This window comes from Pseudomonas sp. R84, from assembly GCF_009834515.1.
In the GTDB taxonomy this organism is placed as follows: Bacteria; Pseudomonadota; Gammaproteobacteria; order Pseudomonadales; family Pseudomonadaceae; genus Aquipseudomonas.
This window is the reverse complement of record NZ_CP019426.1, coordinates 1,089,355-1,113,746: the sequence shown is the minus strand read 5'-3', so window position 1 is coordinate 1,113,746 and position 24,392 is coordinate 1,089,355. Positions and strand designations below refer to the sequence as shown.

General features: G+C 59.1%; 29 protein-coding genes. 13 read left to right on the top strand and 16 right to left on the bottom strand.

Annotation, left to right across the window (positions count from 1 at the left end; all coding sequences use genetic code 11):
- Positions 1-94: 94 nt before the first annotated feature.
- A complete protein-coding gene (locus PspR84_RS04940; protein WP_077571140.1) occupies positions 95-853 on the bottom strand; it encodes a Nif3-like dinuclear metal center hexameric protein in 759 nt (252 codons plus the stop codon).
- 103 nt (positions 854-956) lie between these two features.
- Here PspR84_RS04940 and algW point away from each other — a divergent pair, with 103 nt between their 5' ends.
- The 3 genes from algW to PspR84_RS04925 all read left to right on the top strand — a co-directional run bounded on the left by algW (position 957) and on the right by PspR84_RS04925 (position 5,040).
- A complete protein-coding gene (gene algW, locus PspR84_RS04935) occupies positions 957-2,114 on the top strand; it encodes a Do family serine endopeptidase AlgW (protein WP_064387994.1) in 1,158 nt (385 codons plus the stop codon).
- An 88-nt stretch (positions 2,115-2,202) separates the two neighbouring features.
- A complete protein-coding gene (locus tag PspR84_RS04930) occupies positions 2,203-4,308 on the top strand; it encodes a TonB-dependent siderophore receptor (protein ID WP_160055887.1) in 2,106 nt (701 codons plus the stop codon).
- Between the two features lie 12 nt (positions 4,309-4,320).
- Positions 4,321-5,040: a DUF4198 domain-containing protein gene (locus PspR84_RS04925; RefSeq protein ID WP_160055885.1), complete on the top strand. Its 720-nt coding sequence runs from the start codon at positions 4,321-4,323 to the stop codon at positions 5,038-5,040.
- A 208-nt stretch (positions 5,041-5,248) separates the two neighbouring features.
- Here the strand turns inward: PspR84_RS04925 and hisC are convergent, their stop codons facing one another.
- The 10 genes from hisC to PspR84_RS04875 all read right to left on the bottom strand — a co-directional run bounded on the left by hisC (position 5,249) and on the right by PspR84_RS04875 (position 13,199).
- Positions 5,249-6,301, bottom strand: coding sequence for a histidinol-phosphate transaminase (gene hisC, locus PspR84_RS04920; protein WP_160055883.1), 1,053 nt, complete (start codon positions 6,299-6,301; stop codon positions 5,249-5,251).
- Positions 6,302-6,304: 3 nt separating this feature from the next.
- Positions 6,305-7,642, bottom strand: coding sequence for a histidinol dehydrogenase (gene hisD, locus PspR84_RS04915; RefSeq protein WP_160055881.1), 1,338 nt, complete (start codon positions 7,640-7,642; stop codon positions 6,305-6,307).
- Between the two features lie 125 nt (positions 7,643-7,767).
- Positions 7,768-8,403: an ATP phosphoribosyltransferase gene (hisG, locus tag PspR84_RS04910; protein WP_007912384.1), complete on the bottom strand. Its 636-nt coding sequence runs from the start codon at positions 8,401-8,403 to the stop codon at positions 7,768-7,770.
- Between the two features lie 124 nt (positions 8,404-8,527).
- A complete protein-coding gene (murA, locus tag PspR84_RS04905; RefSeq protein ID WP_007912385.1) occupies positions 8,528-9,793 on the bottom strand; it encodes a UDP-N-acetylglucosamine 1-carboxyvinyltransferase in 1,266 nt (421 codons plus the stop codon).
- Positions 9,794-9,815: 22 nt separating this feature from the next.
- The gene (locus tag PspR84_RS04900) at positions 9,816-10,055 is read right to left on the bottom strand and encodes a BolA family protein (protein WP_008085051.1); all 240 of its coding nucleotides are present in this window, start codon (positions 10,053-10,055) and stop codon (positions 9,816-9,818) included.
- A 115-nt stretch (positions 10,056-10,170) separates the two neighbouring features.
- Entirely contained in the window at positions 10,171-10,476 is a 306-nt protein-coding gene (locus tag PspR84_RS04895) for an STAS domain-containing protein (protein WP_150792348.1), read from the bottom strand.
- The gene (locus PspR84_RS04890) at positions 10,473-11,114 is read right to left on the bottom strand and encodes an ABC transporter substrate-binding protein (RefSeq protein ID WP_160055879.1); all 642 of its coding nucleotides are present in this window, start codon (positions 11,112-11,114) and stop codon (positions 10,473-10,475) included. The genes PspR84_RS04895 and PspR84_RS04890 overlap by 4 nt, the downstream gene beginning before the upstream one ends.
- 11 nt (positions 11,115-11,125) lie before the next feature.
- Entirely contained in the window at positions 11,126-11,593 is a 468-nt protein-coding gene (gene mlaD, locus PspR84_RS04885) for an outer membrane lipid asymmetry maintenance protein MlaD (RefSeq protein ID WP_007912400.1), read from the bottom strand.
- Positions 11,593-12,390 carry a lipid asymmetry maintenance ABC transporter permease subunit MlaE gene (gene mlaE / locus PspR84_RS04880; protein ID WP_003221704.1) on the bottom strand — a complete coding sequence of 266 codons (798 nt, stop codon included), beginning with the start codon at positions 12,388-12,390 and terminating at the stop codon, positions 11,593-11,595. The genes mlaD and mlaE overlap by 1 nt, the downstream gene beginning before the upstream one ends.
- On the bottom strand, positions 12,390-13,199 hold the full coding sequence (locus PspR84_RS04875; protein ID WP_007912403.1) for an ATP-binding cassette domain-containing protein: 810 nt from the start codon (positions 13,197-13,199) through the stop codon (positions 12,390-12,392). Before PspR84_RS04875 ends, mlaE begins: the two co-directional genes overlap by 1 nt.
- 275 nt (positions 13,200-13,474) lie before the next feature.
- On the opposite strand from PspR84_RS04875, the gene PspR84_RS04870 reads away from it, so the two are divergent.
- The 10 genes from PspR84_RS04870 to PspR84_RS04825 all read left to right on the top strand — a co-directional run bounded on the left by PspR84_RS04870 (position 13,475) and on the right by PspR84_RS04825 (position 20,501).
- On the top strand, positions 13,475-14,449 hold the full coding sequence (locus PspR84_RS04870; protein WP_007912405.1) for a KpsF/GutQ family sugar-phosphate isomerase: 975 nt from the start codon (positions 13,475-13,477) through the stop codon (positions 14,447-14,449).
- The gene (locus PspR84_RS04865) at positions 14,449-14,973 is read left to right on the top strand and encodes an HAD family hydrolase (protein WP_007912407.1); all 525 of its coding nucleotides are present in this window, start codon (positions 14,449-14,451) and stop codon (positions 14,971-14,973) included. The genes PspR84_RS04870 and PspR84_RS04865 overlap by 1 nt, the downstream gene beginning before the upstream one ends.
- 8 nt (positions 14,974-14,981) lie before the next feature.
- Positions 14,982-15,554 (top strand): LPS export ABC transporter periplasmic protein LptC, encoded by a 573-nt coding sequence (gene lptC, locus PspR84_RS04860; protein ID WP_007912413.1) that lies wholly within the window; start codon positions 14,982-14,984, stop codon positions 15,552-15,554.
- Positions 15,541-16,086, top strand: coding sequence for a lipopolysaccharide transport periplasmic protein LptA (gene lptA / locus PspR84_RS04855; protein ID WP_007912414.1), 546 nt, complete (start codon positions 15,541-15,543; stop codon positions 16,084-16,086). The genes lptC and lptA overlap by 14 nt, the downstream gene beginning before the upstream one ends.
- Positions 16,086-16,811, top strand: coding sequence for an LPS export ABC transporter ATP-binding protein (gene lptB / locus PspR84_RS04850; protein ID WP_008085069.1), 726 nt, complete (start codon positions 16,086-16,088; stop codon positions 16,809-16,811). Before lptA ends, lptB begins: the two co-directional genes overlap by 1 nt.
- A gap of 187 nt (positions 16,812-16,998) precedes the next feature.
- Entirely contained in the window at positions 16,999-18,492 is a 1,494-nt protein-coding gene (locus PspR84_RS04845) for an RNA polymerase factor sigma-54 (protein ID WP_160055877.1), read from the top strand.
- A gap of 73 nt (positions 18,493-18,565) precedes the next feature.
- Entirely contained in the window at positions 18,566-18,874 is a 309-nt protein-coding gene (raiA, locus tag PspR84_RS04840; protein WP_093435973.1) for a ribosome-associated translation inhibitor RaiA, read from the top strand.
- 11 nt (positions 18,875-18,885) lie between these two features.
- A complete protein-coding gene (gene ptsN / locus PspR84_RS04835; protein WP_077571129.1) occupies positions 18,886-19,350 on the top strand; it encodes a PTS IIA-like nitrogen regulatory protein PtsN in 465 nt (154 codons plus the stop codon).
- 2 nt (positions 19,351-19,352) lie between these two features.
- A complete protein-coding gene (rapZ, locus tag PspR84_RS04830; protein WP_038357533.1) occupies positions 19,353-20,210 on the top strand; it encodes an RNase adapter RapZ in 858 nt (285 codons plus the stop codon).
- 15 nt (positions 20,211-20,225) lie between these two features.
- Positions 20,226-20,501: an HPr family phosphocarrier protein gene (locus PspR84_RS04825; RefSeq protein ID WP_008085079.1), complete on the top strand. Its 276-nt coding sequence runs from the start codon at positions 20,226-20,228 to the stop codon at positions 20,499-20,501.
- Positions 20,502-20,580: 79 nt separating this feature from the next.
- Here the strand turns inward: PspR84_RS04825 and PspR84_RS04820 are convergent, their stop codons facing one another.
- From PspR84_RS04820 to PspR84_RS04800, 5 genes are read right to left on the bottom strand one after another with little or no spacing between them, the layout of a single operon-like run.
- On the bottom strand, positions 20,581-21,474 hold the full coding sequence (locus PspR84_RS04820) for a ZIP family metal transporter (protein ID WP_160055875.1): 894 nt from the start codon (positions 21,472-21,474) through the stop codon (positions 20,581-20,583).
- A 30-nt stretch (positions 21,475-21,504) separates the two neighbouring features.
- The gene (locus PspR84_RS04815) at positions 21,505-22,116 is read right to left on the bottom strand and encodes a superoxide dismutase (RefSeq protein WP_160055873.1); all 612 of its coding nucleotides are present in this window, start codon (positions 22,114-22,116) and stop codon (positions 21,505-21,507) included.
- A gap of 1 nt (position 22,117) precedes the next feature.
- Entirely contained in the window at positions 22,118-22,558 is a 441-nt protein-coding gene (locus tag PspR84_RS04810) for a hypothetical protein (RefSeq protein ID WP_007953590.1), read from the bottom strand.
- 27 nt (positions 22,559-22,585) lie between these two features.
- Positions 22,586-23,962 carry a class II fumarate hydratase gene (locus PspR84_RS04805; protein ID WP_160055871.1) on the bottom strand — a complete coding sequence of 459 codons (1,377 nt, stop codon included), beginning with the start codon at positions 23,960-23,962 and terminating at the stop codon, positions 22,586-22,588.
- On the bottom strand, positions 23,943-24,350 hold the full coding sequence (locus PspR84_RS04800) for a FagA protein (RefSeq protein WP_160055869.1): 408 nt from the start codon (positions 24,348-24,350) through the stop codon (positions 23,943-23,945). The genes PspR84_RS04805 and PspR84_RS04800 overlap by 20 nt, the downstream gene beginning before the upstream one ends.
- Positions 24,351-24,392: the final 42 nt, after the last annotated feature.

The following is a 24,392-nucleotide window of genomic DNA, read 5'->3' as shown; positions in this document are numbered from 1 at the left end:
TGCCGAAGGCTGCGATCCTTTGATCTGGTCTTTTAAAAAACAAGATCAAAGGATCGCAGCCTTCGGCAGCTCCTACACAGGTGAGTGGCGTTCGTCAGATCGGGTTGGGGCAGTCGATGAAGATATGTTCGACGGCAAAGCGTTTCGCCAGGTAGTCGCCCAGTGCTTGCACGCCGTAGCGCTCGGTCGCGTGGTGGCCGGCGGCGATGAAGCTGATGTCGTTTTCGCGGGCGCTGTGGAAGGTCTGCTCGGAGGCTTCACCGCTGAGATACAGATCGACGCCCGCCGCGACGGCCTGATCGATATAGCCCTGACCACCGCCGGTGCACCAGCCAACCCGGCGAATCATCGGATTGCCTTCAATCAGCAACGGTTCTCGCCCCATCACTTCTTGCACCTTGCGGGCGAAATCGCGAGCGGTCAGCGGTTCTTTCAAAGACCCGACCAGACCAACGATTTTGAGATTGTCCGGGTCCAGCGGGCCTTCCACAGTGATGTCCAGTTGACGCGCCAGTTGCACGTTATTGCCGACATCGGGATGCAAATCCAGCGGCAAGTGGTAAGCGAGCAGACTGATATCGTGCTTGAGCAACGTCTTCAGTCGACGCTGCTTCATGCCAGTGACGCAAGGGTTCTCGCCCTTCCAGAAATAACCGTGATGCACCAGCACCAGATCGGCCCCGGCCTCGACGGCAGCGTCCAGCAACGCCTGGCTGGCCGTGACGCCACTGACGATACGCATCACCTGAGGACGGCCCTCGACCTGCAATCCGTTCGGGCAATAATCGGCAATTTTCGCACTGCCGAGGTAACGGTCGGCTTCTTCGACGAGGGTGCTGAGGGCAACGGCCATGAAAGACTCCTAAATATCCCGTTCAGAGGCACGCGCGGCCTCGTATAATGCGCGACATTATGGGCGGTCTGACCCCGCCTGCAACTCTTCCAGGACGTGCTTAATGTTCAAGGCGCTGCGTTTTATGGGCTGGCCGTTGTTGGCCGGTGTGCTTATCGCTCTGTTGATTATTCAGCGTTACCCGCAGTGGGTCGGGCTGCCGAGCCTCGACGTCAACCTGCAACAGGCCCCGCAAACCACCAGCGTGCAGCAGGGGCCGGTGTCCTATGCGGACGCGGTGACCATCGCCGCGCCATCAGTGGTCAACCTCTACACCACCAAAGTCATCAACAAACCGGCGCATCCACTGTTTGAAGATCCGCAGTTCCGCCGTTTCTTCGGTGATAACTCGCCGAAGCAGAAACGCATGGAATCGAGCCTCGGTTCCGGCGTGATCATGAGCCCGGAAGGCTACATTCTCACCAACAACCACGTGACCAGCGGTGCCGACCAAATCGTCGTGGCGCTGAAGGATGGCCGCGAAACCCTCGCCCGCGTCATCGGCAGCGATCCGGAAACCGACCTCGCGGTGTTGAAGATCGATCTGAAAACCCTGCCGGCGATCACCGTCGGCCGCTCGGACAACATTCGTATCGGCGACGTCGCGCTGGCCATCGGCAACCCGTTCGGCGTTGGCCAGACCGTGACCATGGGCATCATCAGCGCCACCGGGCGTAATCAGCTGGGCCTGAACAACTACGAAGACTTCATCCAGACTGACGCGGCGATCAACCCGGGTAACTCCGGCGGCGCGCTGGTCGATGCCAACGGCAACCTCACCGGCATCAACACGGCGATTTTCTCCAAGTCCGGCGGTTCGCAGGGCATTGGCTTTGCGATCCCGGTGAAACTGGCGATGGAGGTGATGAAGTCGATCATTGAGCACGGTCAGGTGATTCGTGGCTGGCTGGGCATTGAAGTGCAACCGCTGACCCAGGAACTGGCCGAGTCGTTCGGTTTGTCCGGGCGTCCGGGGATTGTCGTCGCGGGGATCTTCCGCGATGGCCCGGCACAGAAGGCCGGCCTGCAATTGGGCGATGTGATTCTGAGCATCGATGGCGAGCCAGCCGGTGATGGCCGTCGTTCGATGAACCAGGTCGCGCGGATCAAACCGACTGACAAAGTGACGATTCAGGTGATGCGCAACGGCAAAGAGCTCAAGCTCACCGCTGAAATCGGCCTGCGTCCGCCACCGGCGCCGGTGAAAGAAAAAGAAGAATAAAATTTTCTTCGCGCTAAGCACGCGAATAAAAGACATTCTCAACAGGCATGTTATATTGTTTCAATTCTAAGAATTGGAACAACATAACATGTCGTCTCGAACAAAGGCCTCACTGCTCGGCCTGAGCCTTGGTCTGCTGGTCGACCCAGCCTTCGCCGAAGAATCCAAACCCCTCGAACTGGACGCCATCAGCGTCATCTCCGACTACGAATCGCCGACCGGCCCGGTCAAGGGCTATCGCGCCACACGTTCATCCAGTGCAACCAAAACCGACACCGCGATCCGTGATATCCCGCAGGCGATCAGCGTAGTGCCCGCCAGCGTGCTCAAAGATCTGGGCAGCACCAGTGTCGAGCGCGCGCTGGATTTTGCCGGTGGCGTATCGAAGCAGAACAACTTCGGCGGCCTGACGCTGTACGAATACAGCGTGCGCGGCTTCACCACCTCGGAGTTCTACAAGGACGGCTTCAGCGCCAATCGCGGCTATCCGAGCACACCGGATGCGGCCAACATCGAGCGCATCGAAGTGCTCAAAGGGCCCGCCGCCAGTTTGTATGGCCGAGGCGATCCCGGCGGCACGGTAAACATCGTCACCAAGAAACCGCAGCCCGAAGCGTTCACCACCCTACAGACCAGCGCCGGCAGTTGGGACCGCTATCGCACCGCGCTGGACGTCAACACGCCACTTGATGAACAAGGTGATGTGCTTTCGCGGATCAACCTCGCAGTCGAAGATAACAACAGCTTTCGCGATCACGTCGACAGCAAGCGTGTGTTCGTCGCGCCTTCGATCAGTTGGCAATTGAACCCGGACACGTCGCTGTTGGTGGAAAGCGAGATCGTCCGTCACAGCTCCACCTTCGATCGCGGCATCGTCGCGCCGAACAACAAATGGAGCGGCGTGCCGCGCTCGACGTTTCTCGGTGAACCCAACGACGGCAACATCGATAACCACAACAATCTGCTTCAGGCCACGTTGGAACATCACCTCAACGACAGCTGGAAACTGCGCCTGGCCAGCCACTACAAGGAAGGCAAACTCTGGGGCGACGCCTCGGAACAACGGGCGCTGAACGCCGACGGCCACACGGTCAACCGTCGCTTGCGCGAACGCGATACAAGTTGGCACGACAGCATCACCCAACTGGAATTGCGCGGTCTGTTCGACCTCGGTCCTTGGCAGCATGAACTGCTGATCGGCACCGAGTATGAAAACTTCCGCAAGAACGAGCGCGTCACCACGATTGCTGGCGGCCCGTACGCCATCGACATCTATAAGCCGATCTACGGCAAGCCAAAACCCAACGGCGCACGCTCGGGCAGCGATTTTTTCGAACACGTCGAAAGTCATGCACTGAACCTGCAGGATCAGATCATCTTCACCGACAAATTGCGCGGAATGATCGGCGCACGTTTCGAACATTTCGACCAGCGCATCGACGATCACAGCCGTAACGCCAAGAGCAGTCAGCGCCATGACGCCCTCACCCAGCGCGCCGGCCTGCTCTACCAACTGACGCCGAACACCGGCCTGTTCGCCAATGCCTCGACCTCTTTCAAACCGAACAACGGCCTCGACGCCTCCGGAAAATCCTTCGACCCGGAAGAAGGCGTCGGCTACGAAGTCGGGATCAAGAACGAGTTGTTTGACGAACGCCTGAGTAGCACCCTCGCCTTCTTCCACATCGACAAGGAAAACGTCCTCGCCCTTGATCCTGGCACCGACACCAGCCGCGCCATGGGCAAGGCGCGCAGTCGTGGTTTCGATCTGCAAGTCACCGGACAGGTCACCGACGCTGTACGAGTCATTGGTGCCTTTGCCTACATTGACGCAGAAGTGACCAAGGGCGACGCGGCAATTCCCACCGGCAGTCGCATCCTCGGCGTGGCCAAACGCAGCGGCAGTCTGCTCGGGGTTTATGAGTTCCAGGATGGCCATTTGCGCGGCTCGGACGTCGGCGCAGCGTTCACTTATGTCGGCGACCGCTCCGGAGAATCCGGCAGCGACTTCGAATTGCCGGCCTACCAGACCGTCGACCTGCTCGCGCATTACAAGGCCAGCGACAACGTCACTGTCGGCCTGAACCTGAACAACCTCTTCGACGAGAAGTATTACGAGCGCTCCTACAGCAACTACTGGGTCAACCCCGGCGAACCGCGCAACTTCACCGTCAGCCTGACACTCAACCTGTAAAAGGACGTCACCATGCAATACGGCAAAACCTTTGTGCTCATCGCTGCGCTGTTCACGGGCCAGGTCTCGGCCCATGGCCTGTGGACCGAACAACGGCGCGGCAATATCGAAGTGGTTTATGGCCATGGCGCCGAAGACAACGCGTTCAAGGCACAAAAGATCAGCGGCGCCTGGGCTTATGACGCGGGCGGCAAGATGATTCCGGTGAGCGTCGAGCGCCTGACGGATCACGCACGACTGAAACCACTGAAAGCTCCGGCAGTCCTGGCCGTAGCGCTGAACAACGGCATGTGGTCGCAGACAGCTGACAAGAAGTGGGTCAACCAAGGTCGCAGCAAAGTGCCTGGAGCTATCGAGGCGACGGAGACGTTCAAATACAGCCTGGCGATTTATCAGCCGGGGGCAAAGTTGCCGAAGCTGGATCAGATCAGATTGTTGATTCTGCCGGAGGTTGATCCGCTGACGGTTGGGCCGGGCAAGTCAGTGCCGGTGCGGGTGTTGCTCGATGGCAAACCGGCGGCGGGGGTGAAGTTGATTGGCGACTATCGCAGTGCACCGAACACGTTGAGCACCGAGACTGACAAGGATGGTCGGGCGCAGGTGCTGGTGAGGAATGAAGGGTTGAATGTGATTGCGGCGCAGGTTGAGGTGCCGGTGAAGGGCAGCGCGGATGTGGATAGTCGTGGGCTGTTTACCTCACTGACTTTCCTTGGCGAGCCGCATCACGAATAAAAGCACACCCTCATCGGAAACGCCGCCCGCCCAGCCCTCTCCCGGAGGGAGAGGGAGCCGACCGAGTTGTCTTGCGAAGTACGTCGACCTGAAAGACCGAGTCGATTATGGATTCGGTACAGCACTTTCACGTCGACGAAGCTCTGCAATATCCCCCAATCAGTCCCCTCTCCCTCTGGGAGAGGGTTAGGGTGAGGGGCTCTTGCTTTTAGAGGTCGCCAAGCCCATCGATCAACGCCTGATTCTGCTCCGGCGTGCCAATCGAAATCCGCAGGAACTGCGCAATCCGCTCCTGCTTGAAGTGCCGCACGATTACGCCCTGCTCGCGCAATTTAGCCGCCAGCCGCGCCGCATCATGCTGCGGATGCCTCGCGAAAATGAAGTTCGCCGCCGAAGGCAATACTTCAAAACCCTTGGTCTGCAATTGCGCAATCACCCACTCACGGCTCTCGATCACCAGTCGGCAGGTCTTGTCGAAATGCTCGCGATCCTCGAACGCCGCCGCCGCGCCGACAATCGCCAGACGATCCAGCGGATATGAGTTGAAGCTGTTCTTGATCCGCTCCAGTGCCTCGATCAGGTCCGGATGCCCCACCGCAAAGCCCACACGCAGGCCCGCCAGCGAGCGCGACTTGGACAGGGTCTGCGTCACCAGCAGGTTCGGATAACGATCCACCAGACTGATCGCCGTTTCGCCACCGAAGTCGATGTACGCCTCGTCTACCACCACCACCGAATCCGGGCTGGCCTTGAGGATCTGCTCAACCGCGTCCAGCGCCAGCAGGCAACCGGTGGGTGCGTTCGGATTCGGGAAAATGATCCCGCCATTCGGCTTGGCGTAGTCTGCCGGGTCGATCTGGAACTGCGCATCCAGCGGGACCGCATCAAACTCGATGCCGTACAAACCGCAATACACCGGATAGAAGCTGTAGCTGATGTCCGGGAACAACAGCGGCTTATCGTGTTGCAGCAAGCCGTGAAAAATGTGCGCAAGCACTTCATCCGAACCGTTGCCGAGGAACACCTGATTGCTCTGCACACCGTAGTATTTGGCGACGGCAGTTTTCAGCAGGTCGCTGTTCGGGTCCGGGTACAGACGCAGGTTGTCATTCAGTTCAACCTGCATCGCTGCCAAGGCTTTTGGCGACGGGCCGTACGGGTTTTCGTTGGTGTTGAGCTTGACCAGTTTGGTCAGCTTCGGCTGTTCGCCCGGCACGTACGGCACCAGATCCTTGACGAACGGGCTCCAGAATTTACTCATCGCTCAGTTCCCCTGCCCTTGTAGAAAGTCTTCGTCTTTGATGCGGTATTCGGCGCTGCGTGCATGGGCGCTCAGCGATTCGCCACGGGCCAGCACCGATGCCGTTTTGCCCAGCTCGGAAGCACCAGCCTCGGAGCAGAAGATGATCGACGAACGTTTCTGGAAGTCGTACACGCCCAGCGGCGAAGAGAAGCGCGCGGTGCCGGAGGTCGGCAGCACGTGGTTCGGGCCTGCGCAGTAGTCGCCCAGCGCTTCGGAGGTGTGACGGCCCATGAAGATCGCACCGGCGTGGCGGATCAGCGGCAGCCAGGCTTGCGGGTCAGCGACCGATAACTCCAGGTGTTCCGGGGCGATGCGGTTGGCGACTTCGATGGCTTGGGCCATGTCCTTCACGTGAATCAGTGCGCCACGGCCATTGATCGAGGTTTCGATGATGGTCGCACGGTCCATGGTCGGCAGCAGTTTGTCGATGCTCGCGGCGACCTTGTCGAGGAACTCGGCGTCCGGGCTGACCAGAATCGCCTGCGCATCTTCGTCGTGCTCGGCTTGCGAGAACAGGTCCATGGCGATCCAGTCCGGATCGGTCTGGCCGTCGCACACCACGAGGATTTCCGAAGGGCCGGCGATCATGTCGATGCCGACCTGACCGAATACGTGGCGCTTGGCGGTGGCGACGTAGATGTTGCCCGGGCCAACCACCTTGTCTACTTTCGGCACGCTTTCGGTGCCGTAGGCCAACGCGGCAACGGCTTGCGCGCCGCCGATGGTGAACACGCGGTCAACGCCAGCGATGCACGCCGCCGCCAGCACAAGCTCGTTGATCTCACCACGCGGGGTCGGCACGACCATGACCACTTCGGTCACGCCAGCGACCTTGGCCGGAATCGCGTTCATCAACACCGACGACGGATACGACGCCTTGCCGCCCGGCACGTACAGGCCGGCACGATCCAGCGGTGTGACCTTTTGGCCGAGTACCGTGCCGTCGGCTTCGGTGTAGCTCCAGGAATCCTGTTTCTGTTTTTCGTGGTAGCTGCGCACGCGGGCCGCCGCTTTTTCCAGTGCTTCGCGCTGCTGCACAGTGATGCGCGTCAGCGCCAGTTCCAGACGCTCGCGCGGCAGGATCAGGTCAGCCATCGACGCGACTTCGAGGCCGTCGAACTTCTGGGTGAACTCGACCAGCGCCGCGTCACCACGTTCGCGCACAGCCTTGATGATGTCCAGCACACGCTGATTGACCGAGTCGTCAGACACACTTTCCCAGCTCAGCAGATGATCCAGATGATGCGCGAAATCCGGGTCAGCAGCGTTGAGTCGGCGAATTGCAGTCGTTGCGGTCATAGCGAGAGCCTCATAGGAATGGCAAAAAACTCAGGCGCCCGAAACTATCATTCGATCCGCTTAGGCACCTGAGAATTCTGGCTATGAGGCGGATAGACGGCGCGACCTGGGGTCGCGCAGGTAAATCAGCCGCGGTGTCGCGATTCCACTGCGTTGCGCAGGGTATCGATCAACGCCTGGATTCGGGCGTGTTGCATTTTCATCGAAGCCTTGTTGACCACCAGGCGCGAGCTGATCGTGGCGATCAGTTCCTGAGGTTCCAGGCCGTTGGCGCGCAGGGTGTTGCCGGTGTCGACCACGTCGATGATCTTGTCAGCGAGACCGATCAGCGGCGCCAGTTCCATCGAACCGTAGAGCTTGATGATGTCGACCTGACGGCCCTGCTCGGCGTAGTAACGCTTGGCAACGTTGACAAATTTGGTCGCCACACGCAGACGGCCCTTGGGCTCAGGCGCGCCGATCTTGCCGGCAGTCATCAACTTGCACTGAGCGATCTGCAGATCCAGTGGCTCGTACAGACCCTGACCGGTGTATTCCATCAACACGTCTTTACCGGCAACGCCGAGGTCAGCCGCGCCATGTTCGACATAAGTCGGCACATCAGTGGCGCGCACGATCAGCAGACGAACGTCGTCCTGCGTCGTGGGGATGATCAGCTTGCGGCTCTTGTCCGGATTCTCGGTCGGCACGATGCCCGCTTCGGCAAGAAGCGGCAGAGTGTCGTCAAGGATGCGGCCCTTGGACAGTGCGATGGTCAACATGGGAAACGTCAGTCCTTATCAAGGTACTCATGTCCGGTCGCAATCGGCGCCGGACACACATCGAGCCGGAAACCGGCTCGACTCTTAAAATCAGTGGACACGTCCCTGTGTCCCAATGCAGCAATCAGCCCGGAACGCGACGGATCTTGGCGCCCAGCATCTGCAGTTTTTCTTCGATGCACTCGTAACCACGGTCGATGTGGTAGATGCGGTCGATCAGCGTATCGCCTTCGGCAACCAGAGCCGAGATCACCAGGCTGGCCGAAGCACGCAAGTCGGTGGCCATGACTGGCGCACCTTTGAGGACTTCAGTACCGGTAACGATGGCAGTGTTGCCTTCGACCTGAATCTTGGCGCCCATACGGTGCAGTTCGTACACGTGCATGAAACGGTTTTCGAAGATCGTCTCGATCACCGCACCCGTGCCTTCGGCAATGGCGTTGAGCGAGATGAACTGCGCTTGCATGTCAGTCGGGAAAGCAGGGTACGGTGCAGTGCGCACGTTGACCGCTTTCGGGCGCTTGCCGTGCATGTTCAGCTCGATCCAGTCTTCACCACAGGTGATTTCTGCGCCGGCTTCACGGAGTTTTTCCAGAACGGCTTCGAGGATGGTCGGATCGGTGTCCTTGACCTTGACGCGACCACCGGTCACGGCAGCGGCAACGAGGTAGGTGCCGGTTTCGATACGGTCAGGCATGACCTTATAGAAAGCCGAACCCAGACGCTCGACGCCATCGATGGTGATGGTGTCGGTGCCAGCGCCGGAAACCTTGGCGCCCATGGCGTTGAGGAAGTTCGCCAGGTCAACCACTTCAGGTTCGCGAGCGGCGTTCTGCAACACGCTGCGGCCCTTGGCCAGAGCAGCGGCCATCATGATGTTCTCGGTACCGGTCACGCTGACGGTGTCGAAGAAGAAGTGCGCACCACGCAGGCCACCTTCAGGCGCCTTGGCCTTGATGTAGCCGCCTTCAACGTCGATCACCGCGCCCATGGCTTCGAGGCCACGGATGTGCAGGTCAACCGGACGCGAACCGATGGCGCAACCGCCAGGCAGGGCGACTTCGGCTTCACCGAAACGGGCAACCATCGGACCCAGAACCAGGATCGACGCACGCATGGTTTTCACCAGTTCGTACGGCGCGATCAGGGTCTTGATGGTGCGTGGATCGATTTCGACGCTGAGTTTCTCGTCGATCACCGGCTCGATGCCCATGCGACCGAACAGCTCGATCATGGTGGTGATGTCGTGCAGGTGCGGCAGGTTGCCAACGGTCACCGGGCCATCGCACAGCAGGGTGGCGGCCAGTATCGGCAGGGCGGAGTTTTTTGCGCCGGAAATGCGGATCTCGCCATCAAGACGAGCGCCACCGGTAATAATCAATTTATCCATAAGAATCTCGACGCCCTTAGGCTCAGGTGCGCTCGGCCCAGGCCGCGCTGCTGAAAAATTTCATAGTGACCGCATGGATGCTGCCATCGGTGATCCATGGGTTCAAATGGGCATAGACCTGCTGCTGACGCTTCACCGGGCTCAACGCCGCCAGTTCATCGCTAATCACGTTCAGCTGGAAATTGCAGCCTTCGCCCTCAACTTCTACCAACGTTCCGGGCAGCTTTCCTTCAAGGAAGCTCTTCACTTCTACGGCCTGCATGCTCAACCTCAATCGGCGCCCTGTGCGCACGGGTCGGACATCATACAAAAAAGCCCCGCGCCTGCGAACCCCGCATGGCAGGACTCTGACGGGGGACTTCTTTATAGATGTGGGTTCAGGGGTGCGCCAACAGTTCGGTCAGTTCACTGACCTGAGCAATTTCGCGCATGTCTTCGGGCATCGCACGGATGCTGACAGCCTTGCCGGCCGCATTCGCATCGCGCATGAAGCACAGCAGCAACGACAAGCCGACGCTGCTGGACTTCTTCACCGCCGAGCAATCGATCACCAGCGAAGCAGCCTTGCTGGACTTGATCAGCGTCTGGCCTTGCTTGCGCAGGTCGGCACCGGTGCGATAGTCCAGCACTCCGCTGAGCAGAAGCTCGTCGACATCACTCATACGAACTGCGGCCTCACTCATTGCGCGGGTTTCTCGGTGGCTTCTTTGGCCTTGGCCACTTCACCGGCCCAACCATTGATGGTCTTGTCCAGATCGTTGCCATTGCGCTGCATCGCGTCGGCGAACTGATCACGGAACAGTTTGCCGATATTGATGCCGTTGATGATGACGTTGCGCAGTTTCCACTCGCCGTTGATCTTCTCCAGCGTGTACTGCACAGGATAGATTGCGCCGCTGCTGCCCTTGACGGTCATGTTGACGCTGGTGCGGTCACCCGATTCGTCCTTGGCAGGGTCAACGGTAATGCCCTGGTTGTTGTACTCAAGCAGAGCGTTGCCGTAGAACTGGAACAGGCCTTTCTTGAAGTTTTCCTGGAAGGTCTGCATCTGCGCCGGCGTGGCCTTGCGCGAATACTTGACCGTCATGATGCTCTTGGAAATGCCTTCGGCGTCCACCACTGGCCCGACGATGCTGTTGAGCGCCGCGTAGAAATCAGTCGGATCCTGCTTGTATTTCTCTTTGTTGGCAGCCAGGTCGGCCAGCAGTCGGGTGGTAGTGTCCTGCACCAGTTCATGCGCGGATTGCCCAGGCGCAGCGTTAGCCATCAGTGGCAATGCCGCGAGCAACACCAACAGGCCACGTCGCAAGGTAGAAATCATTCAAAAGCTCCTCATTTGGCGTCTTTGCTAACGGTATTGAGCAGGAATTTACCGATAAGATCTTCCAGTACCAGTGACGACTGCGTGTCATGGATGGTTCCACCATCCTTTAACGGTTTGTCTTCCCCGCCGACGCTGATACCGATGTACTTCTCGCCCAGCAGACCAGCGGTCAGGATAGACGCTGTGGAGTCGGTCGGAAGATTGTCGACCTTTTTATCCACTTGCAGAGTGACCCGACCGGTGAAGCTGTCGCGATCCAGATCGATCGCCGTGACCTTGCCGATAGTTACACCGGCCATGGTCACTTTGGCTCTGACCGTCAAACCGGCAATATTGTCAAAGTAGGCATAAAGTTTATAGGTGTCGGTGGTCGAAGTCGGAGACAGACCACTGACCCGCAAAGCAAGCAGCAACAAAGCCAGGATCCCTGCCAGCAGGAACAGGCCGACACCGATTTCCAGGGTGCGGTTTTGCATCAGAAATCTCCAAACATCAAAGCGGTCAGAATAAAGTCCAGGCCGAGCACTGCCAGAGAGGCAAACACCACGGTCTTGGTAGTGGCACGGCTGATTCCCTCGGAAGTGGGCTCACAGTCGTAGCCTTGGAATACGGCGATCCAGGTCACTACAAAGGCAAAAACGATACTTTTAATCACGCCATTGAGCACGTCACTGGTGAAATTCACGCTGTTCTGCATGTTCGCCCAATAAGAGCCTTCATACACACCCAGCCAGTCGACAGCCACCCACGAACCGCCCCAAATCCCGACCACGCTGAAAATCATCGCCAGCACCGGCAGGGAAATGAAACCGGCCCAGAGGCGCGGGGCAATGATGTACTTGAGCGGATCGACGCCGATCATTTCCAGACTGGAAAGCTGTTCGGTGGACTTCATGTTGCCGATCTCGGCAGTCAGTGCAGAACCGGCACGACCGGCGAACAACAGTGCCGTCACCACCGGACCCAGTTCACGCAAGAGGGTCAGTGCGACCATCTGCCCTACGGCCTGTTCCGAACCGTAGCTCGACAGAATGCTGAAGCCCTGCAGCGCCAGCACCATGCCGATGAATATCCCGGAGACGACGATGATCACCAGCGACATCACGCCGACCGAATGCAGTTGCTTGACCAGCAGGCCGAAGCCACCGCTGATCCCGCCACGCCCCAGCAGGGCATGAAACAGAAACAGCGTCGCACGACCGAACACCGCAACGGCGTCGATCGCCGCCTCGCCGAACCGGCGCACGCGCTCTATTAATGAAATTCTGCGCATCAGCGCTTCCCCAGAAGATCTGCGCGGTAATCCGTCGCTGGAAAATGGTACGGCACCGGGCCATCGGGATCGCCGGTCATGAACTGACGGATACGCGGCTCGTCCGAATTCATCAACTCGTCCGGCGTACCCTGCCCAAGCACCTGACCATCACCAACAACATAGATGTAGTCGGCGATGCTCGCGGTTTCAGCCAGATCGTGGGACACCACGATACTGGTGATCCCCAGCGCATCGTTGAGCAGACGGATCAGACGGACCAGCACGCCCATGGCGATCGGGTCCTGGCCGACGAACGGTTCGTCGTACATGAGGATCTGCGGATCGAGCGCAATCGCCCGCGCCAGCGCGACACGGCGCTTCATGCCACCGGACAGCTCATCCGGCATCAACTCGATGGCACCGCGCAGACCGACCGCCTGCAATTTGAGCAGGACGATGTCGCGGATCATTTCTTCCGGCAAATCGGTATGAACACGCAGAGGGAAAGCCACGTTCTCGAACACGTCGAGATCGGTGAACAGCGCGCCGCTTTGAAACAGCACACCCATGTGCTTTCGCGCATCGAACAGATCGCTGCGCGAAAGCGCAGGCAGGTTCTGGCCGTTGACCCAGACTTCGCCGCTGGCAGGACGCAATTGTGCGCCCATCAATCGCAGCAGCGTGGTCTTGCCACACCCGGAAGGTCCCATGATGCCGGTGACCTTGCCGCGCGGGATGCGAATATCGACGTTATTGAAAATGCTGCGCGCACCGCGCTTGAAGGAGACTCCCTTCAGCTCGACCGCGTAGGCGTTATCGGCACTCATCTAAACTCCTTGCGATGCAGCCTCTCACTCGGACGCCTGTCTTTACTTAAAAAGTACGTACATCCCGGGCAGGCCGAACTGGCGGCGAACTATATCACTGCAAAGGCTGCGCGCCCAAGGCTTGTACCGCCCTGTGTTCGGCGATATGACAGGCTTGGAGGCTGTTTTGCCGGGTTTTGGTAACGAGGAATGACAAAGCACGACGAACTTGCGTGAGGCTTTGCAACATAACCGCTATAATCGCCGCCTTTTCATCGGGCTATACGATTTCTGACATGAGCCAATCCAGCGACCTGATTCAATCGGCACAACGCACCATCCAACTCGAAGTGGAAGCCGTACAAGGCTTGTTGCCCCATATCGACGCCGATTTCGTACGCGCTTGCGAGATGATTCTGGCCAGTAAAGGCCGTGTAGTCGTGGTCGGCATGGGAAAATCCGGGCACATCGGCAACAAGATTGCCGCGACCCTGGCCAGCACCGGCACCCCGGCATTTTTCGTGCACCCGGCCGAGGCCAGCCATGGCGACATGGGCATGATCACCCGCGACGACGTGATCCTGGCTCTGTCGAACTCCGGCTCGACCAATGAAATCGTTACCCTGCTGCCGCTGATCAAACGCCTGGGCATCCAGCTCATCAGCGTCACCGGCAACCCGCAATCGCCGCTGGCCAAGGCTGCCGAGGTCAATCTCAACGTTCACGTCGAGCATGAAGCCTGTCCGCTTAACCTGGCCCCGACCTCCTCGACCACCGCAGCGCTGGTCATGGGTGACGCGCTGGCTGTAGCACTGCTGGAAGCACGCGGTTTCACCGCCGAAGATTTCGCGTTCTCACACCCGGGTGGTGCTCTTGGTCGTCGCCTGTTGCTGAAGGTGGAAAACGTCATGCACGCCGGGCAGGAATTGCCGCAAGTACAACGCGGCACGTTGCTCAAAGACGCATTGATGGAAATGACTCGTAAAGGTCTGGGCATGACCGTCATCCTTGAAACTGACGGTAAACTGGCTGGAATATTCACTGACGGCGACTTGCGCCGCACGCTGGATCGCAGTATCGACATTCGCAGCGCCACCATCGACCAGGTAATGACGGCCCACGGCAAGACTGCACGGCCAGAGATGCTGGCCGCCGAAGCCCTGAAAATCATGGAAGATCACCGAATCAACGCACTGGTTGTTGTGGACGAAGAGGATCGCCCGGTCGGCGCCTTCAACCTCTCCGATCTGCTGCGCGCAGGAGTCATGTAATGAGTAACGATCTGCTGCAACGCGGCAAAGCGATCAAACTGGCGGTTTTCGACGTCGACGGCGTCCTCACCGACGGGCGCCTGTATTTCCTTGAAGACGGCAGCGAATTCAAGACCTTCAATACCCTCGACGGACAAGGCATCAAAATGCTGATGAACGCTGGCGTGCAGACCGCTATCATCAGCGGCCGCAAGACCCCGGTGGTCGAGCGTCGAGCGAAAAATCTGGGGATTCCCCACCTGTTTCAGGGCCGTGAAGACAAATTGGTTGTTCTCGACGGTCTTCTTGAGCAACTGGGCCTAAGCTACGAAGAGGTCGCCTATCTGGGCGATGACCTGCCCGACCTGCCGGTGATCCGCCGCGTTGGCCTGGGCATGGCGGTGGCCAACGCTGCCGATTTCGTCCGCGAACACGCCCATGGTGTAACCCGAGCCCGTGGTGGCGAAGGTGCCGCCCGCGAATTCTGCGAATTGATCCTGCGCGCCCAGGGCCGCCTTGATGCGGCCAATGCCGCGTACCTGTGAGCCAAACCATGTTCAGCAAAAAATTTCGCAACTTCCTGCTGTTCGGCTGCATCGCGGCGATATTCGCCGCGGTTGGCTACTGGAACATCAGCCCGGAACGCTTCCTCGACAAGCCACCGGTCACCTCGGTCGAAACACCTATCGACTGGTATGCAACCAACACGCATACCCTGCAATATTTGCCGGACGGCAAAGTGCAGTACGAAATGACTTCCGACAAGGCCGAGCACGTCAAGGCTACCGATGTCACCCTGGTCACAAAGCCGGACCTGAACATGTATCGCGGCACCGACTTCCCTTGGCACGTGACCAGCGAACGCGGCGAAGTGAACTCGGGCGGTACCGAAGTTGAACTGATCGATTCGGTACGCGTACAGCGCACCGATGAGAAAAAACGCGGCACTCTGATCACCAGCACCCGCATGACCGTGTTCCCGCAGCAAGAATATGCGCAGACCGAGCAACCCGTTAGAATCGAGGGTGCTGGCGGTGTATCGACTGGCGTCGGAATGAAAGCGTACCTGAAGGAAAGCAGGATACACCTGCAATCGAACGTAAGAGGACAGTATGAGGCTCGTTAAAACCCTCCCTATTTTGCTCAGTCTGGGCGCAGCACTGGGAAGCGTGAGCGCCTGGGCTCTGCCGAACGATCAGCAGCAACCTATCCGCATTCAGGCCGACGACGCCCAACTGGATGACAAGAACGGCATCGCCACCTATAAAGGTGATGTGATCATTACCCAGGGTTCGATGATCGTTAAAGGCAACACGGTGACCATCACCCGTACGCCGGCTGGCGATATCGACGTCGTGACGTCGGTGGGCAACCTCGCCTACTTCGAACAGCTGCAGACTCAAGGTGATGCCAAGCCTGTACAGGGCTGGGGCGTAACGATCCAGTACCACGCTGCGCAAAACCGCGTCGTGCTGATCGACAAGGCCAAGGTGGTCGACAAGGACAACAACACGACGCAAGGCGAGAAAATCGTCTATGACACCGTGAAGAAACTGGCCAGCGCCGGTCGCGCTACCGGCAGCAAGGTCACCGAAGCGCGTCCGCGCATCGATATGGTGATCCAGCCGAAGAAGAAAACCGACGAGAAAACCCAGTAATGGCAACTCTGAAAGCTCAGCACCTGGCCAAGGCCTATAAAAGCCGCCAGGTCGTGCGTGATGTCAGCCTGTCGATCGACAGCGGCCAGATCGTCGGCCTGCTCGGCCCGAACGGCGCCGGCAAGACGACCTGCTTCTACATGATCGTCGGCCTGGTACAGGCCGATCAGGGCCGCGTGCTGATCGATGATCTGGACGTCAGCCACCAGCCGATGCACGGTCGTGCCAAGGCCGGGATCGGCTATCTGCCGCAAGAAGCGTCGATCTTCCGCAAACTGTCGGTGGCCGACAACATCATGGCCATACTCGAGACCCGCCAGGAGCTCGACAAGGCCGGCCGTCGCAAAGAGCTGGAAAGCCTGCTGCAGGAATTCCACATCAGTCACATCCGCGACAACCTCGGCATGAGCCTGTCCGGTGGTGAACGCCGCCGGGTGGAGATCGCTCGCGCGCTGGCAACGGCACCGAAATTCATCCTGCTCGACGAACCGTTCGCCGGTGTCGATCCGATCTCGGTCGGCGATATCAAGCAGATCATCCACCACCTCAAGGCCAAGGGCATCGGTGTACTGATCACCGACCACAACGTCCGTGAGACGCTGGACATCTGCGAAACCGCTTACATCGTCAACGACGGTCAGTTGATTGCCGAGGGCGATGCAGAAACCATCCTGGCCAACGATCTGGTCAAGGAAGTGTATCTGGGCCACGAGTTCCGCCTGTAAGCGCAACAGTGCCCGGTGCGCCGCCCGGGCGCTGTATCGATTCAAGCAGGATTTAATACGCTTTAATTGTTACAGCGCTCTAGGCAAACACTTCAGTTTCAGGCATATAATTTGCTTAAGTTTGGCGCTCCGGCGCCCTGTAGTGGATGGCGCATAGCGCCGGCGAATAAGGTGTTAAGCCCCTGCCATGAAACCATCGCTAGTCTTGAGAATGGGCCAGCAGCTGACGATGACACCGCAGCTGCAACAGGCCATCCGTCTGCTCCAATTGTCGACCCTGGATCTGCAACAGGAAATCCAGGAGGCGCTGGAATCCAATCCGATGCTCGAACGCCAGGAAGAAGGCGAAGACTTCGACAATTCCGACCCCATGGCCGACAACGCCGAACAGAAGCCCAACACCGAGATTCAGGAACCCTCCTATCAGGAAACCGCCCCGACGGTCGACAATCTCGAGGATGGCGAATGGAACGAGCGTATTCCCAACGAACTTCCGGTCGACACCGCCTGGGAGGACGTCTACCAGACCAGCGCCAGCAGCCTGCCCAGCAGCGATGATGACGAGTGGGACTTCACCACCCGCACTTCCGCCGGCGAGAGCTTGCAAAGCCACCTGCTGTGGCAACTGAATCTCGCACCGATGTCCGATACCGATCGCCTGATCGCCGTGACCCTGATCGATTGCATCAACAATCAGGGCTACCTGGACGAAACCCTCGAAGAAATTCTTGAGGCGTTCGACCCGGAGCTGGACATCGAACTGGACGAAATCGAAGCCGTCCTGCACCGCATTCAACAGTTCGAGCCGGCCGGCATCGGCGCGCGCAATCTCGGCGAATGCCTGTTGCTGCAATTGCGCCAGCTGTCAGCCAAGACACCATGGCTAGCTGAAGCGAAACGCTTGGTCAGCGATTACATCGACCTGCTGGGCAGCCGCGACTACAGCCAGTTGATGCGCCGCATGAAGCTCAAGGAAGACGAACTGCGTCAGGTCATCGAACTGGTGCAGAGCCTTAATCCACGTCCGGGTTCGCAAATCGAATCCACCGAAGCCGAGTACGTTGTGCCTGACGTCATTGTGCGCAAGGACAATGAGCGCTGGCTGGTCGAGCTGAACCAGGAATCGGTGCCGCGCCTGCGCGTCAACGCCCAGTACGCCGGTTTCGTCCGTCGCGCCGACACCAGCGCCGACAACACCTTCATGCGCAATCAGTTGCAGGAAGCTCGCTGGTTCATCAAGAGCCTGCAGAGCCGCAACGAAACCCTGATGAAAGTAGCCACCCAGATCGTCGAGCATCAGCGCGGTTTTCTGGAGTACGGCGACGAAGCCATGAAGCCGTTGGTCCTGCACGATATCGCTGAGGCGGTCGGCATGCACGAATCGACAATTTCCCGGGTGACCACGCAAAAATTCATGCATACCCCACGCGGTATTTATGAACTGAAATACTTTTTCTCCAGCCACGTCAGCACCTCCGAAGGCGGCGAATGCTCGTCCACGGCGATCCGCGCGATCATCAAAAAACTGGTTGCCGCGGAAAATCAGAAAAAGCCGTTGAGTGACAGCAAGATCGCTGGTTTACTGGAGGCACAAGGCATTCAGGTGGCTCGCCGCACCGTCGCCAAGTACCGCGAATCCCTCGGGATCGCGCCTTCGAGCGAACGCAAGCGGTTGATGTAAGCCACGTTACAGCGTTCCAGTGGCAGGCTATCCAGCCTGCCGCTTTATGCACTGGCAACGAAGGAGAAGCTGTATGCAAGTCAACATCAGTGGACACCAACTGGAAGTGACCGAACCTCTGCGCACCTACATCAACGAAAAACTCGACCGATTAGAGCGCCATTTCGACAAGATCACCAACGTGCAAGTCACGATGTGCGTCGAAAAGCTGAAGCAGAAAATCGAAGCCACCTTGCATATTCCCGGCGGAGAAGTGGTTGCCAATGCCGAGCATGACGACATGTATGCCGCCATTGACCTGCTGACCGACAAGCTGGATCGCCAACTCAAAAAGCATAAGGAAAAGACCCAAAGCCTCCTCCAGGGCGCGACAGGTCGATAACCCCCCATTCCATGATCCGACTTGAAAGTATCCTGACCCCCGGCCGTTCCCTCGTGAACGTGCCGGGTGGCAGTAAAAAGAAAGCCCTCGAACAAATTGCCAACCTGATCGCCCGCGAAGTGCCGGATCTGGCCATGCAGGATGTCTTCGAGGCGTTGATTGCCCGTGAAAAACTCGGTTCCACCGGTTTTGGTAACGGCATCGCCATCCCCCATTGCCGCCTCAAGGGTTGCCAAGCGCCGATCAGCGCGCTGATGCACCTTGACGCTCCGATCGATTTCGACGCCATTGACGGCGCTCCGGTTGACCTGCTGTTTGTTTTGCTGGTCCCGGAAGCCGCCACCGATGCGCATCTGGAGTTGCTACGTCAGATCGCCAGCATGCTGGATCGTAAGGAAGTGCGCGAAAAGCTGCGTAGCGCACCGAGTAGCGAAGCCTTGTATCAGGTCGTCCTGAGCGAGCAGAACGGGCATTAATCATGCGTTTGATCATCGTCAGCGGCCGTTCCGGCTCGGGTAAAAGTACAGCTCTGGATGTCCTTGAGGACAACGGCTATTACTGCATCGACAACCTGCCCGCAGGCCTGCTGCCGGAACTGGCAGAACGCGCGCTGATTCATACTGAGCTGGCGCAGCCGCTGGTGGCCGTGTCGATCGATGCGCGTAACTTGCCGAGCCATCTGACGCGCTTTCCCGAGTTGCTTGAAGATGTCCGGGCCAAGCATATCCAGTGCGATGTCCTGTATCTGGACGCCGACGAAGAAACCCTGCTCAAGCGTTTCTCCGAAACCCGCCGTCGCCATCCACTGAGCAACGCCAATCGCTCGCTGGCCGAAGCGATCCAGGATGAAACCGCCCTGCTCGGTCCGATCGCCGACCTCGCCGACCTGAAAATCAACACCACCAACCTCAACCTGTACCAGCTGCGCGACTCCATCAAGCTGCGCCTGCTGAATCAGCCGGAGCCGGGCACGGCGTTTCTGGTGGAGTCATTCGGCTTCAAACGCGGCATGCCGGTAGACGCGGATCTGGTATTCGATGTGCGCTGCCTGCCCAATCCGTACTGGAAGCCGGAGCTGCGTGCGCAATCGGGTCTCGATGCGCCGGTGGCTGAATACCTGGCGGCACAGCCGGAGGTCGAAGAAATGTTTCAGGACATCTTCACCTACCTGCACAAATGGCTGCCGCGCTTCGCCGCCAGCAACCGTGCCTACGTCACCATTGCCATTGGCTGCACCGGCGGGCATCACCGCTCCGTCTACCTGACCGAACGTCTGGGTCAGGCCCTGCAGAAAACCCTGAAGAACGTCCAGGTTCGCCACCGCGACCTCACTTAAAGGATTCACACCGCGATGCCTGCTCTGGAAATCGAAATCATCAACAAGCTGGGCCTGCATGCCCGCGCATCGGCCAAATTTGTCGGGGTGGCTGGGCAGTATCCGGATTGCACGATCAGGGTGGGCCGCACGCCAGAGACTACGGTCGATGGCAAAAGCATCATGGCGATGATGATGCTGGCGGCTGGCAAGGGCACAAAGATTTATTTGAGTACTGAAGGGCATCAGGAACAGGAAGCGCTGGATGCGCTGGTGGCGCTGATTAACAACTATTTCGACGAAGGTGGCTGACAGCCAAAATCAAAAAGTCGCAGCCCATGTCGCACCAATCCCCTCGTAGGAGCTGCCGCAGGCTGCGATCTTTTGATCTTCAACCCAACGCCGTATCCATCACCATCATCAGACAAAACCCGATCAACAGACCAAGACTGGCCAGTTTGTCATGACCATTGCGTCGCGACTCGGGAATCACTTCGTGCGTCACCACCAGCAACATCGCCCCCGCAGCCAATGCCAGACCTAACGGCAACAGCACCTGCGCCAGACTGACCAGCCAGGCACACAACAGCGCAAACACCGGTTCGACCAGACCTGACGCCGCGCCGATCAGAAACGCCCTGACCCGCGACATCCCCGCCCCGGCCAACACCAGCGCAATCACCAGACCTTCCGGGACATCCTGCAAAGCGATACCCATGGCCAGGCTGTCCGCATCCGGCATGCCGCCGCCAGCAGAAACGCCGACGGCCATGCCTTCAGGGATGTTATGGGCAATGATGGCGAACACGAACAGCCAGATACGTGGTGGAATCACCGGATGCTCGACGGTGCCGACGAGCATTTCCGGGGACGCGCCGGAAACCTTGCGATCGACCAGATACAGCCCGAACGCCCCGAGCATGATGCCTAAGCAGATCAGGCCGCTGGCGCCCCACGGTGTCAGTCCGAGGCTTTCGGCGGCAGCAATGCCCGGCACGATCAGCGAAAACGCCGTCGCCGCGAGCATCACCCCGGCACCAAAACCCAGCAACGTATCACTGAGTGTCTGCGGCATCCGCCGGATCACCAGCACCGGGACAGCGCCAAGCGCCGTGCCGAGGGCGCAGATCGCACCGCCCTGCAATGCCCGCGACAGCCTCGGTTGCAGATTCAGCCATTCCAGCCCGTGAGCGACCAGCAAGGTCATGCCCGCCAACAGCAACAGCGATCCCACTGCGTAGCGAAACATACGCCCACTTCCGATCGCCAGTGTTTCAGTGCCCATAGTCAGCCTTGGATTGTTTTTATAGAAGACTTAAACCAGTGCGGCCTGATAGCGCGCAGCCACTTCAGGCCAATTGATCACGTTGTAGAACGCATTGATGTATTCCGGGCGACGGTTCTGATAGCGCAGGTAATAGGCGTGTTCCCAGACGTCGAGACCGAGGATCGGCGTGTTGCCATTCATCAACGGGCTGTCCTGATTGCCGCTGCTTTCCACCACCAGTTTCTTTTCCGGGGTGACGCTGAGCCAGGCCCAGCCGCTGCCGAAACGGGTCAGCGCGGCTTTGGTGAAGGCTTCTTTGAAACTGTCGAGACCACCCAGTTGTTCATCAATCGCCTTGGCCAGTACGCCGTCCGGCTTGCCGCCACCGCTCGGCACCATGACTTCCCAGAACAGCGAATGGTTGGCATGACCGCCGCCCTGATTGATCACTGCCGCGCGGAGTTTTTCCGGCAGATCCTTAACGCTGGCGACCAGTTTTTCCACCGGCCATTCTGCGTATTCAGTGCCTTCTACCGCCGCGTTGAGGTTGTTTATGTAGGTCTGGTGATGCTTGGTGTAGTGAATCTCCATGGTCTGCGCGTCAATGTGCGGTTCGAGCGCGTCGTAGGCGTAAGGCAAGGCAGGCAAGGTAAAAGCCATTTCAATGGACTCCATGGTGATGAGGGGCAGGCGCGCGGCGCGCATTGCCGGTATCCGGGTGCAGCAGGCGCTGGGTGCGCGGGTATTCGCCGTGTTCACTGATGAAATTCAGCAGCTCGACGTAGGTCTTGCTGCTCTGGCGCAGCGCCGCTTCACGCAATGCCGGGCGCAGGCGCTCGTCCTGCATGGTCTGCAACAGTCGTTGATGGATCGCGCAGAGGTATTCGGCGCTCTCCTCCGGCTGGTTCAGGCGCAAGTGCAGATCCGCCAGGTTGTGATGGGAGATGACGCAGGCCGCCACCGCTTCGTCGGCATCCGCCCAGCGTTCGAACAACACTTGCGCCAAGGCCAGGGCTTGCAGGTAAGCCTCACGGGCGTCGATCAATTCGCCCAGCATGAAGCAGCGATTGGCCCGTTCGATCGTGCGTTTCCAGTGCTCCATGGTGAGCCTCCAAAGCGGTTGCGGTGCTTACACGCCGCCGGCGGTGAGTTTCTCGGGATTGAGCAACTCTTCCAGTTGGCTGCGCGACAGGTCGGTGTGTTCCAGAGCGACATCGATCACCGCGCGACCTTCCTTGTAGGCCTGCTTGGCGATTTCAGCGGCTTTCTGGTAACCGATGATCGGGTTGAGTGCGGTGACCAGAATCGGGTTGCGTGACAACGCTTCTTTCAGGCGCGACTCGTTGACCTTGAAGCTGGCGATGGCTTTGTCGCCGAGCAGGCGGCTGGAGTTGGCCAGCAGTTCGATGCTGCTCAACAAGTTTTGCGCGATGATCGGCAACATCACGTTGAGTTCGAAGTTGCCCGACTGGCCGGCAATGGTGATCACCGAATCGTTGCCGATCACTTGCGCGGCGACCATGGCGGTGGCTTCCGCGATCACCGGATTGACCTTGCCCGGCATGATCGACGAGCCCGGTTGCAGGGCTTCGAGTTCGATTTCGCCGAGGCCTGCGAGCGGGCCGGAGTTCATCCAGCGCAGGTCGTTGGCGATTTTCATCAACGACACAGCGATGGCTTTTAGCTGACCGGAGACGGCGACGGCGGTGTCCTGCGAGCCGATCAGCGCGAACAGATCCTTGCCCGGGGTGAATTCCACGTCGGTCAATTGACTCAACTGGCGGCTGAAACGTGCGGCGAACTCAGGATGCGCGTTGATCCCGGTGCCGACCGCCGTGCCGCCCTGCGCCAGCGATTGCAGGCTCGGCAGCAAATCCTGCAGGTGGCCGATGTTGGCCTTGAGCTGCTGCGCCCAGCCATTGAGCACCTGGCTCATGCGCACCGGCATCGCGTCCATCAAATGCGTGCGGCCGGTTTTGACATGGTGATGTACTTGCGCGGCTTTGTGCTCGATCACTTGCACCAGGTGCAGCAGCGCCGGCAGCAATTGTTCGTGCAGGGCCAGCGCGGCGCTGACGTGGATGGTGGTCGGGATGATGTCGTTACTGCTCTGGCCGCAGTTGACGTGATCATTGGCGTTGACCGGCTCGCCGAGCAAACGGCTAGCCAGGGTGGCGATCACTTCATTGGCGTTCATGTTGGAACTGGTGCCGGAACCGGTCTGGAAGATGTCCACCGGGAAATGCTGCATGAAGTCGCCTTCGAGCAGACCTTGCGCGGCGTCGCTGATGGCTTTGCCCTGGGCGGCGCTGATCTGGTTGAGTTCAACGTTGGCGCGGGCGGCGGCGGCTTTGGCGAGGATCAGCGCGCGGATGAATTGCGTCGGCATCGGTTTGCCGCTAATCGGGAAGTTATCCACCGCGCGCTGGGTTTGCGCGCCGTAGAGAGCGTCCACCGGCACCTGCAGTTCGCCCATGCTGTCGCGCTCAATACGTGTCTTGGTCATCTGAAAATCCTTGCACCAGTTCAATAAGAGGAATCGAGGGCAGCAGTTCGCAGGTGGCGAGCTGCCAGGTGTAGCGTTGCCAACGTTGGAGCCGGCATTTGCACAGGGACAGGCGCTCCATTTCACGCAGCGGACGCCAAGCTTGATCGAGACAGAAGCTGCGCCAGTGCCACGGCAAGGCGATATCGATGGCCGTGTCGAGCAGCAGACGGAAGGAAGTTTCAGCGATGGTCCAGGGAGAAGTCGCCGTACAACAGGCCAGATACCGACCCTCGGCCAGATAGTGTTCGATCAGGCGCGGTTCGTCGGGATCCATCGCGCAACGGATCTGGCGACTCATCCAGCGCCAGCTTTCGAGGTACGGCTGCTCGTGCAAGGCAGAACTCATGATCCGGGGCTCATCCGATAATGAGATTTATTATTATATGAT